Origin of the sequence: Krasilnikovia sp. MM14-A1004 (genome assembly GCF_047159485.1) — a bacterium.
In the GTDB taxonomy this organism is placed as follows: Bacteria; Actinomycetota; Actinomycetes; order Mycobacteriales; family Micromonosporaceae; genus Actinoplanes.
The window spans coordinates 4,514,072-4,529,407 of sequence record NZ_AP038773.1 but is presented as its reverse complement, the minus strand read 5'-3'; the positions used below and the strand labels follow the sequence as shown (position 1 = coordinate 4,529,407).

At 67.9% G+C, this 15,336-nt stretch carries 18 protein-coding genes and 2 pseudogenes; 8 read left to right on the top strand and 12 right to left on the bottom strand.

Annotated features, from left to right (window positions below; translation table 11 throughout):
* Nucleotides 1-398: 398 nt before the first annotated feature.
* Together ACMCNN_RS19340 and ACMCNN_RS19335 are read right to left on the bottom strand one after the other, a co-directional pair.
* Nucleotides 399-680: a hypothetical protein gene (locus ACMCNN_RS19340; RefSeq protein ID WP_412741921.1), complete on the bottom strand. Its 282-nt coding sequence runs from the start codon at nucleotides 678-680 to the stop codon at nucleotides 399-401.
* Between the two features lie 5 nt (nucleotides 681-685).
* Nucleotides 686-1,810, bottom strand: coding sequence for a hypothetical protein (locus ACMCNN_RS19335; RefSeq protein WP_412741920.1), 1,125 nt, complete (start codon nucleotides 1,808-1,810; stop codon nucleotides 686-688).
* 89 nt (nucleotides 1,811-1,899) lie between these two features.
* Here ACMCNN_RS19335 and ACMCNN_RS19330 point away from each other — a divergent pair, with 89 nt between their 5' ends.
* On the top strand, nucleotides 1,900-2,385 hold the full coding sequence (locus tag ACMCNN_RS19330; protein WP_412741919.1) for a hypothetical protein: 486 nt from the start codon (nucleotides 1,900-1,902) through the stop codon (nucleotides 2,383-2,385).
* 258 nt (nucleotides 2,386-2,643) lie between these two features.
* Here ACMCNN_RS19330 and ACMCNN_RS19325 read toward each other — a convergent pair whose 3' ends face one another.
* Both ACMCNN_RS19325 and ACMCNN_RS19320 read right to left on the bottom strand, forming a co-directional pair.
* A complete protein-coding gene (locus ACMCNN_RS19325; RefSeq protein ID WP_412741918.1) occupies nucleotides 2,644-2,946 on the bottom strand; it encodes a hypothetical protein in 303 nt (100 codons plus the stop codon).
* Nucleotides 2,947-2,949: 3 nt separating this feature from the next.
* The gene (locus ACMCNN_RS19320) at nucleotides 2,950-3,372 is read right to left on the bottom strand and encodes an IS5 family transposase (protein WP_412741917.1); all 423 of its coding nucleotides are present in this window, start codon (nucleotides 3,370-3,372) and stop codon (nucleotides 2,950-2,952) included.
* A 726-nt stretch (nucleotides 3,373-4,098) separates the two neighbouring features.
* Between ACMCNN_RS19320 and ACMCNN_RS19315 the strand changes: the two genes are divergently transcribed.
* Nucleotides 4,099-4,635 carry a hypothetical protein gene (locus tag ACMCNN_RS19315; protein ID WP_412741916.1) on the top strand — a complete coding sequence of 179 codons (537 nt, stop codon included), beginning with the start codon at nucleotides 4,099-4,101 and terminating at the stop codon, nucleotides 4,633-4,635.
* A gap of 195 nt (nucleotides 4,636-4,830) precedes the next feature.
* On the opposite strand, the gene ACMCNN_RS19310 is transcribed toward ACMCNN_RS19315, so the two are convergent.
* Together ACMCNN_RS19310 and ACMCNN_RS19305 are read right to left on the bottom strand one after the other, a co-directional pair.
* Complete coding sequence (locus tag ACMCNN_RS19310; RefSeq protein ID WP_412741915.1) at nucleotides 4,831-6,582, bottom strand: M28 family peptidase; 1,752 nt, start codon at nucleotides 6,580-6,582, stop codon at nucleotides 4,831-4,833.
* Nucleotides 6,583-6,986: 404 nt separating this feature from the next.
* Nucleotides 6,987-7,111, bottom strand: a pseudogene (locus tag ACMCNN_RS19305) (metal transporter); the annotation flags it as partial.
* A gap of 96 nt (nucleotides 7,112-7,207) precedes the next feature.
* Between ACMCNN_RS19305 and ACMCNN_RS19300 the strand changes: the two are divergent.
* A complete protein-coding gene (locus ACMCNN_RS19300) occupies nucleotides 7,208-7,699 on the top strand; it encodes an HIT family protein (RefSeq protein WP_412741914.1) in 492 nt (163 codons plus the stop codon).
* Between the two features lie 76 nt (nucleotides 7,700-7,775).
* Here ACMCNN_RS19300 and ACMCNN_RS19295 read toward each other — a convergent pair whose 3' ends face one another.
* From ACMCNN_RS19295 to ACMCNN_RS19280, 4 genes are all read right to left on the bottom strand, one after another.
* Nucleotides 7,776-8,126, bottom strand: a complete 351-nt coding sequence (locus ACMCNN_RS19295) for a hypothetical protein (RefSeq protein ID WP_412741913.1) — start codon at nucleotides 8,124-8,126, stop codon at nucleotides 7,776-7,778.
* A 114-nt stretch (nucleotides 8,127-8,240) separates the two neighbouring features.
* Nucleotides 8,241-8,585 carry a hypothetical protein gene (locus ACMCNN_RS19290; protein WP_412741912.1) on the bottom strand — a complete coding sequence of 115 codons (345 nt, stop codon included), beginning with the start codon at nucleotides 8,583-8,585 and terminating at the stop codon, nucleotides 8,241-8,243.
* 317 nt (nucleotides 8,586-8,902) lie between these two features.
* On the bottom strand, nucleotides 8,903-9,289 hold the full coding sequence (locus ACMCNN_RS19285) for a DUF3618 domain-containing protein (protein ID WP_412741911.1): 387 nt from the start codon (nucleotides 9,287-9,289) through the stop codon (nucleotides 8,903-8,905).
* Nucleotides 9,290-9,399: 110 nt separating this feature from the next.
* The gene (locus tag ACMCNN_RS19280) at nucleotides 9,400-9,849 is read right to left on the bottom strand and encodes a hypothetical protein (protein WP_412741910.1); all 450 of its coding nucleotides are present in this window, start codon (nucleotides 9,847-9,849) and stop codon (nucleotides 9,400-9,402) included.
* Nucleotides 9,850-10,513: 664 nt separating this feature from the next.
* On the opposite strand from ACMCNN_RS19280, the pseudogene ACMCNN_RS19275 reads away from it, so the two are divergent.
* The 5 genes and pseudogenes from ACMCNN_RS19275 to ACMCNN_RS19255 all read left to right on the top strand — a co-directional run.
* Nucleotides 10,514-11,269, top strand: a pseudogene (locus tag ACMCNN_RS19275) (methyltransferase domain-containing protein); the annotation flags it as partial.
* Nucleotides 11,270-11,278: 9 nt separating this feature from the next.
* Nucleotides 11,279-11,731, top strand: a complete 453-nt coding sequence (locus tag ACMCNN_RS19270; RefSeq protein WP_412741909.1) for an HIT family protein — start codon at nucleotides 11,279-11,281, stop codon at nucleotides 11,729-11,731.
* Nucleotides 11,732-12,131: 400 nt separating this feature from the next.
* Nucleotides 12,132-12,620: an SRPBCC family protein gene (locus ACMCNN_RS19265; protein WP_412741908.1), complete on the top strand. Its 489-nt coding sequence runs from the start codon at nucleotides 12,132-12,134 to the stop codon at nucleotides 12,618-12,620.
* Entirely contained in the window at nucleotides 12,617-13,081 is a 465-nt protein-coding gene (locus ACMCNN_RS19260) for a MarR family winged helix-turn-helix transcriptional regulator (RefSeq protein WP_412741907.1), read from the top strand. Before ACMCNN_RS19265 ends, ACMCNN_RS19260 begins: the two co-directional genes overlap by 4 nt.
* Nucleotides 13,082-13,536: 455 nt before the next feature.
* Nucleotides 13,537-14,121 carry a hypothetical protein gene (locus ACMCNN_RS19255; protein WP_412741906.1) on the top strand — a complete coding sequence of 195 codons (585 nt, stop codon included), beginning with the start codon at nucleotides 13,537-13,539 and terminating at the stop codon, nucleotides 14,119-14,121.
* Nucleotides 14,122-14,499: 378 nt separating this feature from the next.
* Here ACMCNN_RS19255 and ACMCNN_RS19250 read toward each other — a convergent pair whose 3' ends face one another.
* Entirely contained in the window at nucleotides 14,500-15,048 is a 549-nt protein-coding gene (locus ACMCNN_RS19250) for a hypothetical protein (protein WP_412741905.1), read from the bottom strand.
* A complete protein-coding gene (locus tag ACMCNN_RS19245; protein ID WP_412741904.1) occupies nucleotides 15,045-15,335 on the bottom strand; it encodes a hypothetical protein in 291 nt (96 codons plus the stop codon). Before ACMCNN_RS19245 ends, ACMCNN_RS19250 begins: the two co-directional genes overlap by 4 nt.
* Nucleotide 15,336: the final 1 nt, after the last annotated feature.

Sequence of the window (15,336 nt, the reverse complement as noted above, 5' to 3'; positions counted from 1 at the left end):
TCTCGCTTCGACACAGCCGTCGAGCACACCGGTTAGTGACTGTGTGGTTCCGAAGTCACCGCCTCGCCGCGCTTGGCCAGGATCGATGCAGCGAAGCCAGCTGCTCAGGCAGTTCGGGTGCGTGTGTGGGCGTGCCTCGATGGCGGCTGATGTTTTGGGGTTGATCGCTGCAGGTGTGCTGGCGGACGCGTTGTGCCGCCGCCGGCCGACAATTCGCCTTCTGCTGGCTGTGGGGTGAACATCCACGGTAGGTGTTTTGTGGTGACCGGATCCGGGTCCACCTGGTGCAGTCGCCGCTCCAACCCCGTATGGGGGTGTTTGGGTGCGGTCCTCGTCGTCCAGGCGATGGCCGTACGCAATACAAGACCGTGGCTGGGGCAGGCGGGGTGCTCGGAAACCTAATCCTGCTCGGGGTTGCGCCTGGTCTGTTCGTCGAAGTCTTCGCGGAGGCGGCGTAACCGCTGGGTGAGTTCCTCGGCGTGGGCCGCGAAGTGTTCGCGGTACGCGTCGATGTTCAGCAGGTCGCGGCCGCGGATGCCGTTGGCGACGTTCTGCTGCATCTCGCGGGTGAGCGGATCTTTGGCAGGCGGTGCGTCGCGGATCTGCTGCCGAAGGCGCTCCCGCAGGCGCGCGATCTCCTCGCGGTCGATTCGCGGGCGAGGGAATTCGTCTGTTGGCATGGCGCTCACTTCGTCGCCGGGACGGAGATGCAGTTGCGTCCGGCAGGGTCGGGATCGGGCAGGAGTAGCTCGGCGATTTCCAGCGGGGGTTCCTCGGGCATGCCGGCTATCGCGGCGATGCTCTTGCCTGCGTAGTACAGCTGGCGGAGGAAGTCGACGATGAACATGATGGCGTCGCAGAGCGCGATGACGGCCGCGGCGATCGTGCTCAGGCCGTCGGTCACGAAGCCCATTACTGCGGTTGCTGCCTCGAGTACGAGGTCGAGAAGCTCGCCGACGAGGTAGTTGAAATTCTCGTAGCCGTAGTAAGCGACTTCGATGTAGGTCTTGCACACCCCGAAGAGGTAAGTGTCGTAAAAGGCGAACTCGGTGGTCATTGCGCCGTGCATGTTCTGTAGCCAAGTCAACGCCGCGTTGGCGGCGTTGCCCTCCCAGTGCGGAGCAAGCGCGTCATCAGTGTGCTCGATGTTGTCCGTCATAGCACTCACGGAGAAGGCGACGTGTTTCCAGGCGACTGCGTAGTGGGCGAAGACTGTCCAGTCACCGGCGAGTAGATCGAGGGCTTCCTTGATTGGGTCGCGGCCAAAGATTTCCTTGATCGCGAAGCGCGCCCAGGCGTTCATGCTGACCAGGTCGTTTATCTGGCCGACCCAATCGGCGATCTCGGCGGCCTGCGGTTCAAGGCTGTCAATGCTGTCGCTGGGTGGCGTAGAGACCGCACGGTGCGGATCTGCTACGTCATTGAAAGTGGCGGCTGGTTTGTCGCTGTAGTCCCAGTGCGACGGGTCAGAGTCAATCGCTGGCGCGCGGCTGAGGCTTTGCAGCTGCGCGTCGATGCGCGCGGCGGCCTCGACGTCGACGCTGCGGTACTGCGCCGCCGACACACCGAAGTTCACCGCCCCGCTCTGCCACACGCCATTGACCCATTGCAGGCGATGATCGGCACGCGCGATCTGCTCGTCGTGGTCGTAGCTGAACCACAGCAGGAGGCCCTGCCCACCTATCTGGTTCCATTCGTCCTTGCTCAGGTACTGCGTGATGTAGGACTGCATGTCCGGTATTACCGCGCGGTTGCGCTCCAGCAGGGCCGCCACCTGATCCAGCGCCTGCGGTTCCACCCTGAACGTCACTTGACTGCTGCCCCCATGCCTGCGTCTGGCTGTCCGCGCTGAGGATGGCATGGTGGTGCCCATTGCGGCCACCCCGCATAATGCCCTGCGTGAACCGTTCCCGCGTGCTGCGGTCCTCCCTCAGCCGAGCCCTCTTCTCGATCTTCGGGGCTGCCCTGATCGGTCTACCGGTCCTGGTCGTGCTGGTGGTCTATGCGTCCAGCAATCCGGGGCCGCCACCAGCGGGGCTGGCCGTGGGTCTCGTCGCGCTGGTCCTGGTCGGCGTAGGCATGCTGCGGCTTGCGGTCGTGCGGGTCGTGTTGCATAAAGACCACATCGAGCTGGTTAACCCGCTGCGCCGTTTCCGGTACTACTGGAGCGACGTGGAGGAGATCGATCTGATCTCCAGCGCCGGGTGGATTGTGCGGGTCTGGGCGGGTGGCGTACCCCGCTGGGCGTGGGGTGTATCGCAGATCGGACAGTTCGGGGCGGTGCCGTTCAGCAGCGTGCACGATGATCCAGCAAAGGATGCGCCGCGTCGGGTGTACCAGGGATACCGCGAGATGCGCACCGCTTGGAAGAAGGGACGCGGCTGAGGGTATTCGGGCGGCAAGGGCGATCGTTAACGACGGAACCTCCGCCAGGGATCCTCTGAGAGCCGGCCCGACGATGTGCGCCGCTGTGCCCGGCATCCGGCATGGAGGACGAGGTTGGTTACGGGTCGCACGCCAGCTCTCGCGATGCGATCACTGTCTGCTTGTAGCCGGTGTTGAGCCTCGGACACCAATCAAGAACAAGAGAGTTCGCCGGGGTGACCACCTCGGCGATCATTGTTTCCGGGCCTGGTTGGTAGGTCAGCCGAAGGCCGATCCGGCTGTACAGCTTGGCCTTGTCGCGCGGGTCGGCGTCGCGGAGTAGCCGGAACAGGTCGTTGAACGCGTCGGCGATGGCGTCGAGTTGGACGCCCGATATGCGCGGCGGTGGTGCCTGGCCTTCGATCCATCCGCCTTGTCCGCGGTCAGGTGCTCCAGTCGTTTGCGGTGCCGGCCCCGGCCGCCGGGACGGGGCACCGCGACCGCGTCGAGCAGGGCGACCAGTTCCTTGGTGTCGGCGGCCTGTCCCGGTGTGATCCGTTTGACCAGGGCGGCCGTGACCATCGGTCAGCAGATGCAGTTCGGTGGTCGGTCCGCCGCGGGAGCGGCCGATCCCTTGGGCTGCCCGCGATTGCTGTGGGCTGAGCCCCTATTACGGGCACCGGCGCCATCGGCGTGTACCCGTACCACGGTGGAGTCGGCCCGCGCCCGCCAGTCCAGCTCGCCCGCAGCATCGGCCTGCGCCTGCAACCGTTGCTCGACCTGCGCCCACGTGCCGTCCTGCTCCCACTGAGCGAACCGGTGATAACAGGTCTTCCATGGCCCGTACCGGTCGGGAACCTGATGCCATTTCGCGCCGTTCTCGGTCCGCCACAAGATCCCGTTGATCACCTGTCGGTGATCGCGCCACCGGCCGCCGCGCTGCGGCGCCGTCGAGGGCAGCAACGGCTCCAAACGCGCCCACTCCTGATCGGTCAGATCACCAGCCATGACACGTACAACGACCGACAACAAGATCCGTCAGATGCGCTCTAGGGCACATCGCAACGGATTCCCTCGGCGGCGAGCTCACCTACAGGTACTCGGCGAGCGAACAGAGGTGCAGGTTGCGGCGCGTATCGCGCCAGGCGGCGACGGTCGCGGCGGCGACCTGGACGCCCCCGCCGCCAATCCGGGTCCGCCGCCGCGGGCGCGCGGCGCGGCTCCGCGCGGTGCCGAGTGCCCGGCGCCTGCAAATGCCACGAGCGTCCAGGTCAACGCCCAGCCCAGGTCACCGAGGCGGCCGCCGTGCCCAAAGAGCAGATCGACTCTGAGGGTCTCGTGAATGGCCCGGCATCACCAACCCGCCCGCCCACCGGCAGGGTCGGCGCAGATCCAGCGGGTTGCCGTCGCGTTGAACTCGCCGTCCACGCAGACCGTAGCTGTCGATTGCGGAGTTTTCACGTCACTGGGTGGTGCCGCGTGATTGTCGCGCCAGCGACGCCCTGCGCAACTGGAGGAGGAGACATCGTGTGGCGAGAGGTCAAGGCGGGGCGACGGTGGGTCGCCGGCTGCGCGGCGGCGGCGTCGGCGCTGGCCGCGGCGGCCTGCGGGCCCGGGGGTGCGGCCGCGCCACAGAATGCCGCGGCGGGAGGAACATCGGGCCGCCCGCAGTCAGGGCCGGTGAACACGGGCGGCACCGCCGTGGACTGCACTAAGGCGACCAAGGTGACAATCTTGGACAAGGCCTCCGCCGGAGCCGATCCGGCGTACTCGTTCAGCCCACGCAGGTTGACCCTCCGCCGCGGCGGCTTCCTCGCCATCACCAACAAATCCCACGAGGTCCACGCCCTGGTCACCGTGCCGGACGCCGGGATCGTCACCAGCGTGCTGGACTTGAAGGAACGCCAGGTCATCCAGTTCCCCCAAACCGGCACGTACACCGTTCGCGGCGCGGCCGGTGCAGTCCTGCGAGTCACCGTCGCCGGCGAGAGCGGGTGCCGCGCACCGGTACCCACCCTGACCTTCACCGGCGAGAACACCATCAGCCCGGCGAAGCTCTCTGTGACGGCAACCGAAAACTTCACGGTGGTCAACGAGTCCGGCACCAGTCAAACCGTCATGTGCACGCCCGATCCTGGCGGCAACCGGGACAACTCCCGCCTCGACGACGGCGAGACACAAGTCCTCGCCATCGACAAACCCGGCCGATACACCTGCGCCAGCCTTCAGCACCCGCGCGCCAATGCCACTATCACCGTCAACGGCCGCTAGAGAACCGGCGAGGCTTGCGCGTCGACGAGCTGACCCTGGTGGACCGGCGGTCGATCACCGTCTCCACAGCGTGTATCGCGCTGTGGAGACGGCACGCCGGTCGGCTGCGATCGTGCTGCGAGTGGATGGGGTCAGCCCGACGGAGTCCGGTCGGTGCCGCAGGCTGGCGCATGTTGCGGCATTGTCGGGTAGCTGTTAGCTGACGGTGAGCGCGGTGTCGTCGATGACGAATGACGTTTTCTGCGAGGAGTCTTCTGTCCCGGTGAACTTGAGCGTGACGGTCTGCCCGGCGAAGGCAGCCAGATCATAGGAGTGCAGGGCGTACGTGCTGGCGTTGAGGTTGGAGAACACCTGCAGCGTGGTGGTGCCGACCTGCACGGTCAGTTTGTCGTACTGGCTGGTGGTTGTCGTCTCCGCTGTGCTGATCTTCAGGTAGAACGACAGCGTGTAGGCGCTGCAACCAGGGGGCAGGGTCACCGACTGCGACAGCGTGTCCGTGTGGGTCGACCCGTAGCCGTCCAGCCACGCGTCACGGGTACCAGTACGCGGCGATCCATCGCCGGTGTTCGCGGCGATGACTCCGGACGAGGCGGTCCAGGGTGTGGTGCCGGATTCGAAGCCGGGGTTGCCGAGCTTCTGGCCTGCGCTGGTGCACCCGCCGGTCCCGTTGACGGTCAGCGAGTACGTGGCGGTGTGCGTCGCCGAGCCCGTTCCGGTCACCGTGATGGTGTACGAGCCGGCCGCCGCGGCTGTGGTGGTCGCGATGGTCATGGTCGTCGATCCGCCGGAGGTGACCGACGCCGGGCTGAAGCTCACCGTGACACCAGAGGGGGCGCCGGAACTGGTCAGCGCGACGGTCTGCGCGCTGCCGGAGGTGGTGGCGGTGGACACGCTGGCCGTGGCCGAGGAGCCGGGGTTCACCGCGCCCGTGGTCGGGCTGAGCGACACCGAGAAGTCATTGGCCGGCGCGCTGCCCGTGGTCAGCGTCCAGAGCGCGTACTCCTCGGCGTTGGCCCAGCGGCCCAGGGAGGTCGTGTTGATGTTCGACGGGTAGGAGTCGCAGGCCCTGTGGTAGCAGGAGTCGTATGCCTGCCCGGCGGTGCCGCCCCACTTGGTCACCTGGGCGCTGGTCTTGGTGTAGCTGGCCCCGGTGGAGTTGATCGACGACGGGATGCCGGCGTTGCGGAACGAGCCGTCGTCGCTGCAGCACTCGGTCGACGTCTCGGTCGGCACGCTGATCGAGGTGAAGTACTCGCGCAGCTTCACCGCGATGGCGTCGGTGCCCGTGACGAAGTAGCCGCCGTTGGGGGAGGCCATCATGTCGAATGTGCCGTACGCCTTGATCGCGGTCTTCTGGGCCGAGGTCAACGAGTTGACGTAGAACTTGGAGCCGATCAGTCCCTGCTCCTCGCCGGCCCACCAACCGAACCGGACGTGGTTGGTCATGGTCGGGTGGTTCGCGGCCAACTGCAGCGCGGCTTCGAGCAGCGACGCCGTGCCGGAGCCGTCGTCGTTGATGCCCGGCCCGGCCGACACGCTGTCGGAATGGGCGCCGAACATGTAGGTGGTGTTGGTGTCGCCGCCCGGCCAGTCGGCGATGACGTTCTTCGCGGAGCCGTTGCAGGTGGTGCAGGTCTGCATGGTGACCGTGAAGCCGGCCGCCTGCAGCTTCTGCTGCAAATACGTCGTCGTCGCGGTGTGACCCGCGGTGCCGGTGGCCCGGTTGCCGCTGTTGTTGGTGGCGTAGGTTTGCAGTTGTTGCAGGTGGGCGTTGACGTTGTTGACGTCGACAGTGGGCGGAGCCAACAGGGTTGCGCTGATCCCCGACCCGGGTGAGCCGGAGGTTCGTACACTCGGCGAGGCCGCCGCCGGCTGGGCGCTGAGCGCCATCGTCGCCGCGGCGAAAACAGCTAGGGCAGATCCTGCCGTCACCATTCTGGGTCTCATCAGGGCTCCGTAGGGTCGAAAGGACAATTCCAGGCTGGCCGTAGGAGATCAAGAAGGTGCCGCATGGCACAAGATATCGAAACACCTATATTTCTTGGCGGTTCATACCGGTCGAGCCCGGCGGGGCGAGCCGCCTGGGCGCGCGCTCGCCTTTGAACGGTGCTGCCGATCGGTCCTTCGGCGTGGAACCGGACCACCACGCTGCCGTACCTCGTCGGCCACGCGTACGATGGCGCGGCGGCGCCGCCTGACCCGCGCTCCACCGGAGCGATCCGGGCCGAGGGCACCGAGCATTTCGTGGGGTCCGCTGCTGGACGTGCGAGACGACGTGCGACAGGCCAGGTCCTCGTCACCGAGCCGGCGCTGTTACCCGAGGCGATCTGCGCCGCGAGTTTGCCCCCGGGCTACCTCTCCACCGTGAATCGGCGCAGCCGCAGGCTGTTGGCGACGACGACACCGAGGAGAACGCCATCGCAGCTCCGGCGATCATCGGGTTCAGCATGCCGGCTGCGGCCAGCGGCAGCGCGGCTGGCGGTGTTCGAAGCGCGCTTGGCATGCTCACTCGCCCCAGCGGCGCAGGGCTCAGTCGTGGCGGCAGGAGGGGAAGTCCGCGATACTGGCCCAGGTGAGCGAGCGTGCCCCGATGGACTTGGCCGCGTATGAGCGGCGGGTCCGCTCTGGCAACTGCTTCATCTGCGCGTTCCTTCGTGGCGACCCGGGTGCCGAACACGAGCTGCTCTACGACGACGGCGCGCACGTCGCGTTCCTCAACCGTTATCCGACCCTGCGCGGATATGCCCTGGTCGTACCCCGTCGGCACGTCACGGATGTCGTCCGCGACCTCACCCGCACGGAGTACCTGGCACTTCAAGCCGTCGTGCATACCGTCGCGTCGGCGATCAACCAGGTGCTCCCGACCGAGCGGACATATCTGCTGTCGCTGGGCAGCATGCAGGGCAACGCCCATGTCCACTGGCACATCGCGCCGCTGCCCCCGGGCGTGGCCTACGAACAGCAGCAGCACTACGCGCTCATGGCGGAGAACGGAATCCTTCGTCACACGGCCAACGAGGTCGCCGAGCTGGGCGCCGCTATCCGGGCGGCGCTCTCTGCCTGACCGGAGAGCGGCGAGCAAGACTCCACGCGTTCAGCGGCAGATCCGTACACCCGTCATGGGGTCTCAGGCAGGCCGCTCAGCTTGCTTCGAGGGACGTGGCATTGTGTTCCAGGTCCGCCGCGATGTCATCCCAATCCGGGCCGTGCATCCGAAGGTTCTGCGCAGCCTCTCGCATCAGTGCGGGATCGTCGGGTCGTTGGAGAAGCGCAAGTCGGTAGGCCAGGTTGCGCACCCAGACCGGGAGGAGCCCGTCAACGATGTTCGGACACAACTCGTGCAGCATCGCCAGGATCGCCTCCGCGTCGGCGAAGGTCAGTGACTCGATGAAGTGTCGATCATCGCGATCCTCAGCGCATTGCGGCACGACAGCAGGTCGATACTCGTCACCGTAGCGGCACCGGGCGTGCTCCGTGAGGGTGCTGTGCATGCCGTGGACCTTACGGCGACCGCGGCTCCAAGGCATACGCATTGATCGCCTCCAAGGCCCCACTGCCGCACTTGGCCACGCCGCCGAGCGTGCTTGTGGAGGGTTCGGTCGTGATCAGCCACGTTGACGCGCGGCGACGATCGCAGCGGCCTGCGCAGCGATCTCGTCGATCTCGCTGTCGGCGGGCGTCGCCATCACCTCGAACGCCAGGTCGGTGAGCTGCAGAATTTCGCCCCGTTTCTGGCCGTTACCGTCGGCGTGGGCGGTGACCAGGCAGGTGGCCAGCAACGCCGCCCGTGACCCGAATGGCAATAGTTGGATGGCGCTCTGCGCGATCGACGTCGGTGCCCCGTACAGGTCGGTCAGGAACTCGAGCAGGTCCGGGGTCAGGAACGGCACCGCCTCGGCGACGCTGAGCCGGTCCGGGCATTCCGCGGGCCTTCGTTCGACCGTGGCCATCTCCGTCCTCTCCCTCGCGTGCTCTCACCGTGACTATGCGCGGGGCGGCCCGGATGGCAACCGGTGACGCTGAAATCCTTTCCGGTGTTGAATCAGCTCCGGCTCCCCCGACGCGACGCCGTCGACAGCCGGTCGCCGGTAGAGGCATGGCCGCGCCACGGTCTACGGCACGCACCAGCTCAGCCGCCTCCGCGTCGCCGAGGCGTTGGATGCCCGCCGAGACCCGCCGAGCGCGCGCCAACGTCCGTCGGTGGATGGCCGCACAAGTGCCGCCGACGAGGCCCTATGGGAAGGGGGATTCGTCGGCGGCGCCGCGGTCAGCGGTGCAGCAGGCGCGTGAGCCGACGACTGCGAGCTGATCGCGCGTTCACCGCTCGCCGGCCGAGCAGCGCCGCGGTCACGGCACCGGCCAGGGCGATGACGCATACTGCTGCGGGCACGGGCCGGATGTGGACGGCCTGCTGCACCTGTCGCGCCCGATGCGGCGCCTGCGCGCGGAAGTGGGAGAGGCCGGAGACGGTCCTTCTCTTCATGGCAGACAGGGCGCCGCTGACCCGCGTACGAGGAGCCACCTTGCCGGTGAGCGCGGTGACGGTGTCCCCGAGGTCGACACGGCGCTGTTCGAGGTCGGCGCGGATGTGGTCGGGGACACCCGGCGGGGTGTGCGAGGTCGTTGCGCCGCTGCTGGTGTAGCTCGTCGTCATGTCTGATCTCCTCACGGTTGGGCTGCATGGTGCGGCCGTGGCCGGGTTCATGCCCCGCGGGCGAGGACCGCTAACGTGACTTCGGTGTTCATTCACCCCGTAGGGCTGGCTCAACGTGCCGCGGATTCGTCGAGGTAGTACACCCGCAGCTGGCAGCCGTCGGGACCGGCAGACCAGGCGACGTCGCCGACCGCGACCACGTGCGGCCGACCGGCAAGCCACGTGGTGGCCTGGCCGAAGACCTCGGCCGGGGTGCCGCCGGTGAAGGCGAGCAGCCGTGCCGGATCCCCGCGCTCCCCGTCGGCCGGTGCGCGACGCGAGTCCGGTTCAAGATCTTGCAAAGCGACCGGCTCGGGGCCGGTGACCACCGCCATCGAACCGACGGGGGCGCCGTTGAGCAGCCCACGCACGAACCAGTCGTTAATGGTTTCGTCGTACTCGACGCTCCAGCCGCTGACCGGCCCGATGTCGGTGGCGATCGCGTTCTTTGCGCTGTCCAGCGCCGCGTCCAACGTGGCGATCTCGAGTCCCGTTCCCTTGTACTCGACCAGGTATGTCATCTGTTTCCTCCCACGGGCCAGGCGGCCGACAAGGCCTCATACCCTCGGGCGGAGCCCGGTACGCCGGGAGGTCAGTGACGCGCGCGAAGCCCGAGGCGAACCACGCCGAGAGCGTGCCCACCGGCCGGTCCCCGCCTGCCGGCCGGCAGTGGTTTCCGCAGACCAGTTGCTCATGATCCACCGGTCCGGGGCTGGAGTGACATGGTCTTGCTCTTGGGCGAGGGCGAAGGTTTCCCGGACGACGATGGCCGGATGGCTGGGAGCCGCAGAGCGGACCCAAGTCGTTTCGGGGTTTCATCCCATACGGTTTGTACCTCCGCCGAGATCGCCAGTCCGGCGTCGAGGACCAGCCCTGCGACCGCGACCAGGGTCGCGCTGAGCAGCACCACGAACGGCTTGACCTGGCCCTCCGGTACGGCACCGGACCCAGCGGGTCACAGCGGTGATGCGGCGCCTCATGGACCACCTGTCAGGTTCGTCGCCAACACCGACGCATTCGGCAACCGCACCCGCAGCCCCGCGCGACTGGCCTTCACCAGACCCACACAAAAGCACCACCACGATCACAGCCGGCTCTGGTTGGCTGCTCCCATGACCCGTTCCACGGCTCACGCCGAACGCCAGATCGCCTACCTCGACGAGGCCGCCGCCAGCGATATCGGACGTGAGTACAAGCAACGCCTGCTGCAGGAGTTGCAGATCGGGCCCGGGCACGTCGTGCTCGACGTCGGCTGCGGCCCCGGAACGGACCTGCCCGCCATGGCCGCCGCAACCGGCCCCACCGGCACAGTTATCGGCGTCGACCAGGACCCGGCAATGCGCGACACGGCCCAGCAGCGAACCCGCGCCTACCCCGTGCGTGGAGATCCAGGCCGGTGACGCCCACGCCCTTCCGCTCGAGGCCGCCAGCGTCGACCGGGCCCGCGCGGACCGCGTGCTGCAGCATCTGGCCGACCCGGCAGCGGCGGTGGCCGAGCTGCGGCGAGTCCTTCGCCCCGGTGGCCGCGTTGTGCTGGCTGAGCCGGACTGGGACACCCTGGTCGTCGATGCCCCCGACACCGCGACCAGCCGCGCATACACCCGCTTCATCACCACCGATGTGGTCCGCAACGCCGCCATCGGCCGCAGCCTGGGCCGCCTGCTGCACCAGGCCGGGTTCATCGTCGAGTCCGTCAACGTCACCGTCGCGGTGTTCCGCGACTACCGCAGCGCCGAGACCGTCCTGCGGATGCCGACCGTCGCCGAACGCGCCTGGCAAGCCGGCCACCTCGACGAAGACACCGCCCGCGCCTGGCTCACCGAGCTGACCACCGGCCCGTTCCTCGCCGCGGTCACCTTCTTCACCGCCACCGGCAGACTTGTTGGCGACGCCACCGGCCAGCCCACGCAGCAGGGGGCCACCAGCGACAGCGGTTGGTAGCTTCCGATCATGGACTGCTACGTCTGCCGCAACAACGACCAGTTCGATCAGTTGCCGCCCCGCGAGCGGATCGCCGCCGACACGCACTGGCGCGTTGCTCACACGTTCAATACCACGCTGCCCGGCTGGCTCGTTCTGGTGCCACGGCGCCATGTCACCACGATCGCCGAGCTGAACGACGACGAGGCGGCAGCCCTGGGCACCTGGCAAGTTCGCCTGTCCCGCGCCCTGCACGACGTGACCGGCTGCGCGAAGACGTACGTCATGCAGTTCGCCGAGCAGGAAGGCTTCAGCCACGTCCATTTCCACGTCGTCCCCCGCATGCCCGACATCCCCGACGATCGCCGCGGTCCCGCCATCTTCGGCTACCTGGTGCGGCCGCCCGGACAGGGAATCGACGAGCCACACCGCGACGACCTGGCAGCCGCCCTGCAGGCCCGACTGAATCGGCCCCGCCCATAGCCGAGACGAACCGGCTCGGTCCGCCGACGAGCAGCTGCCACCGTGAGTTCGGGGACCGAAGCACGCCAGTACCCTCATCCCAGCCCACCCATACTCGGGTTCGTGGCCGAGGAATCCTGAGAATTAGCGAACCCGAGAGTTCTTCCAATCCACGCGTCAACCGGCGAGGTCGCGCTCGATCTCACGACGTGGCTGCCCGGCACCCCGAGCGGCACGAGATCCGATAGCGGGACCGGCACGAGACGGTGACAGTGACCGTCCCGCCCGGACGGAGCCCGCCGGTGCTGACCTGCACCCGGTCGACTGGCGGGTCACCCCCGGGCGGCGAGGCTGTCGCGGGCGGCGCGTTCCACGCCTGGTACGGGGGAGCGGCACGTTGAGAACTCGGGTGCGAGCTTGATTGTTGCCGCGGCATCAATTATGGTTGCCGCGCCAACAAGTGGAGGCCCGCATGTACACCATTTCCGCCGACGCGACCATCACCGCCGACCTGGACGCCGTGTGGACAACCGTCACCGATGTCGAGGCGTGGCCGACCTGGGATCCGCACGAGGAGCAGGCCCGGTTGGACGGGCCGTTCGCCACCGGTACCACCGGTTGGTCCAAGCCGCACGGCGCGCCGGCCGCCACGTGGACGATCACCGAGGTCGTCCCCGGGCGCCGCTGGGGATCGACGTGCGGCCTGCCGGGAGGCCGGATCAGTGGCGTGAACACGTTCGAGCCGGCCGGTGCCGGGCGGGTCCGTTGCACAAAGTCGTTCTCGGTGACCGGTCCGCTGGTACCGCTGTTCTGGCTCCACTTCGGCCGGCGCATCCGGCGCGACATGGCAAGATCGTTCGCCGCTCTGGAGCGAGAGGCGAACCGCCGGACCGCGGCGGCGGCGCAATGAGCGGAGCCGGCGACAGCGTGCCCGACACCGGGCCGCTGCTGTCCCCCGGATTCTGGTTGCACCACGCGGCGCTGGCCTGGCGGGCCGAACTCGACGCCCGGCTTGCCCCGCTGGGCCTGACCCCCACGCAGTTCCTGCTCCTGGCCTCGGCCGGCTGGCTGGAGCAGCACACCGGGCCGGCCACCCAGCAGCAGATCGCCGAGCTGACCGGCGCGGACCGGACCATGGCGTCCAAGGTGATGCGGGTCCTCATCGACCAGGGGCTCATTCGGCGGGACGCGCACGAGTCGGATGGACGTGCGGTGCGGATCCGGCTCACCCCCACCGGACGCCGGCTGACCAGACGGGCGGTTGCCGTGGCTCAAGCTGTCGATGCGCAGATGTTCGGTGGCGAAGCCGACCTGCGCGCCGCGCTACGGCGCATCGCCAAGAGCCACCCACGCCGCCACGCACCTCGCTGAACATCCTGCGCTGGGTTTGGGCGTTGCCCAACTGGGCGTTTGGACCTGGTTCAGAGGCCACCTCTGTCGGGCGATAACCCCGACCCATGCCCGCCTGGAAACTCCTTTGTCTGTGGATAAGCGCGGGTTTCGCCCCTCGATCGTGCTTGATTCACCGTCGACAGGAAAGAGCCGCGCCTTCCGTACGTGCGTGCCCTGCGCGGTGACGCGCCTGCACTCATGACTGCACGCCCCGCTCACCCCAGCGACCAATCCGTCGCCCGCTGGGTGCTGATCGAAGCAACGCCGACAACATCCGCCGCACCGACCCGGTCGCCGCCGTATCCGTCATCACCGTTTGCCCACGGCGCCGCCTACGCTGCCCGACGGCTACATCGAGCAGCCCTGGTCTAGCTTTACGTTCTGTCGAAAATCATCTACACCTTGCATCGATTGGTCTGTCTTTGATGAGTTGGTTGCGGCGCAAGAAGCCGATGAGTTGGGGACCGGCGGAGAGCGAGTCGGCCCTCCCCGGCATAACCACCGTGCCGTGGACAGAGCTGCGCGGGGCTAGCGGCCGACCGGCCGGCGAGCTTCCCGCGCAGCTCGTCGCCCTCGTCCTCGATCCCGGTGACGAGCTGCGGGTCATGCTCAGCGGTGAGCTGGCGCCGTCCGGCCTATGGGCTCAGGCCACGCCGTACGCGATCCCGTTTCTGATTCACGTGGCCGCGGACGTGAATCATCCGCGGGGCGCCGACATCGCGCAGCTGCTCTTGGAGGAGATTGCCCACGGCGAACCTCACCGCAGCGAACTCGATCTGGGTAATACGGACCTGCGGGCGCAGGTCAGGTCGGCGTTGGAGGCCGGCCGGCCGTTCTTCGAAAGTCAGGTCCGCACCGGTGACCCGGCGTCGCAGGCGCAGTCGATCGCCATCCTTGCTGGCCTGGATGGCGGATCGGGACGCCTGCGCGAACTGCTCGCCAGCATTGATGTCCAACGGGCGGATCCGCTGGTAGCCGAGGCCATCCGCGACGCCCACGACCGCTTCGACGGCGATTGACCGTCGACCGCGCGCGGCGTTTTCGCCGCGGCCGGGGCTGAGGAAGACCGATACACCAGTGAGTGGTAGATATGATCTTGTCTGTTGGATGGACCTCAACGGACGAGATCTTCTGCGGTGGGCGACCGCCTCTGACCACGATGGAGCTGTCTCACATGGGGCGTCCGGTGAGCGGGGGCTATCCGTTACGCTCGGCTCGTGACTGCCGTGCCGATCGGGTACGCCCGCGGCTCGACCGACAAGCAGGACCTCGAAGCGAACCGGCAGAGCCTGCTGGACTTGGGCGTGGCCGAGGACGGGGAGAGCCGTCGGGGTGCCGGAGTGGGGTCGTTGTGCAGGCCGGGTGCGGTATCCGGGGTAGGCCATAGGGACACGCGATTACAGAAACTGGTCGGCCATCGTCGGCGCGAACGGGATATCGATGACGAACCGATGTGGTCGCCCGGCCGGATATCGGATCGGCACTTTCCCGCCTCGGCGTACCAGGTGGGCGAAATCGTCCCGGCCACGGCCGATGAACCGGTACCGTCGCTCGCCGGTGTGCTGACCGTCCGGGTCGCGCCAGCTCAGGTAGACCGTATAGCGCGAGCTGCCGGGACCCTTGGTGCCGACCTGATAGTGGTAATCGCACCACACCACATCGGCGATCGCGTCGACAGCGCGATGACGCATCATTCGCATGCGCGCCCGTTGTACCCAGCCTCGGGCCCGATGGCAGACGACCACCCCAGTGACCACCCCGACGCACGCACCCACCCCCAGCAGCCACGGGATCTCGTGTCCGCCGTTGTATCGCGGAAGCAGGCCATAGCCGAGCGCTGTTCCGCCGAGCATGCCGCCGAGGACGGTGGCGGCCAACACCGTGAGCATCACCACGCCCCACAGCAGGTCCGCGCCTACTCGCGTCAGCCTGCGGTATCGGGTCATGGGAGGCGGGGTCCATCGTTCGGGGCGGTCGGGCACTCGGCCATGGTCTCACCGAGCACGTACGGGTTGGCATGCCCGAACCGCGCGGCCGCCACCAGATCCGGGCGCCCGGCCAGGTCCCGGGCGTACGCGGCCACCGCGGCGTCGCGGTCGTGGCGGAGGCCGCGGACCAGGCAGTCATCGACCTGGTGCACGTTGCGGTACCGGCTGCCCGGCGGCCCGGGCGCGCCCCGGACGATGTGGACCGCTCCGGTCGATATCCGGCCGTGGTACAGGTCGCCGCCCACC

Coding starts and splice junctions, on each gene's coding strand:
- ACMCNN_RS19340 (WP_412741921.1), bottom strand. CDS start 680: ATGCCAACAGACGAATTCCCTCGCCCGCGAATCGACCGCGAGGAGATC.
- ACMCNN_RS19325 (WP_412741918.1), bottom strand. CDS start 2,946: ATGGTCACGGCCGCCCTGGTCAAACGGATCACACCGGGACAGGCCGCC.
- ACMCNN_RS19320 (WP_412741917.1), bottom strand. CDS start 3,372: ATGGCTGGTGATCTGACCGATCAGGAGTGGGCGCGTTTGGAGCCGTTG.
- ACMCNN_RS19310 (WP_412741915.1), bottom strand. CDS start 6,582: ATGAGACCCAGAATGGTGACGGCAGGATCTGCCCTAGCTGTTTTCGCC.
- ACMCNN_RS19295 (WP_412741913.1), bottom strand. CDS start 8,126: ATGCACAGCACCCTCACGGAGCACGCCCGGTGCCGCTACGGTGACGAG.
- ACMCNN_RS19290 (WP_412741912.1), bottom strand. CDS start 8,585: ATGGCCACGGTCGAACGAAGGCCCGCGGAATGCCCGGACCGGCTCAGC.
- ACMCNN_RS19285 (WP_412741911.1), bottom strand. CDS start 9,289: ATGACGACGAGCTACACCAGCAGCGGCGCAACGACCTCGCACACCCCG.
- ACMCNN_RS19280 (WP_412741910.1), bottom strand. CDS start 9,849: ATGACATACCTGGTCGAGTACAAGGGAACGGGACTCGAGATCGCCACG.
- ACMCNN_RS19270 (WP_412741909.1), top strand. CDS start 11,279: ATGGACTGCTACGTCTGCCGCAACAACGACCAGTTCGATCAGTTGCCG.
- ACMCNN_RS19260 (WP_412741907.1), top strand. CDS start 12,617: ATGAGCGGAGCCGGCGACAGCGTGCCCGACACCGGGCCGCTGCTGTCC.
- ACMCNN_RS19250 (WP_412741905.1), bottom strand. CDS start 15,048: ATGACCCGATACCGCAGGCTGACGCGAGTAGGCGCGGACCTGCTGTGG.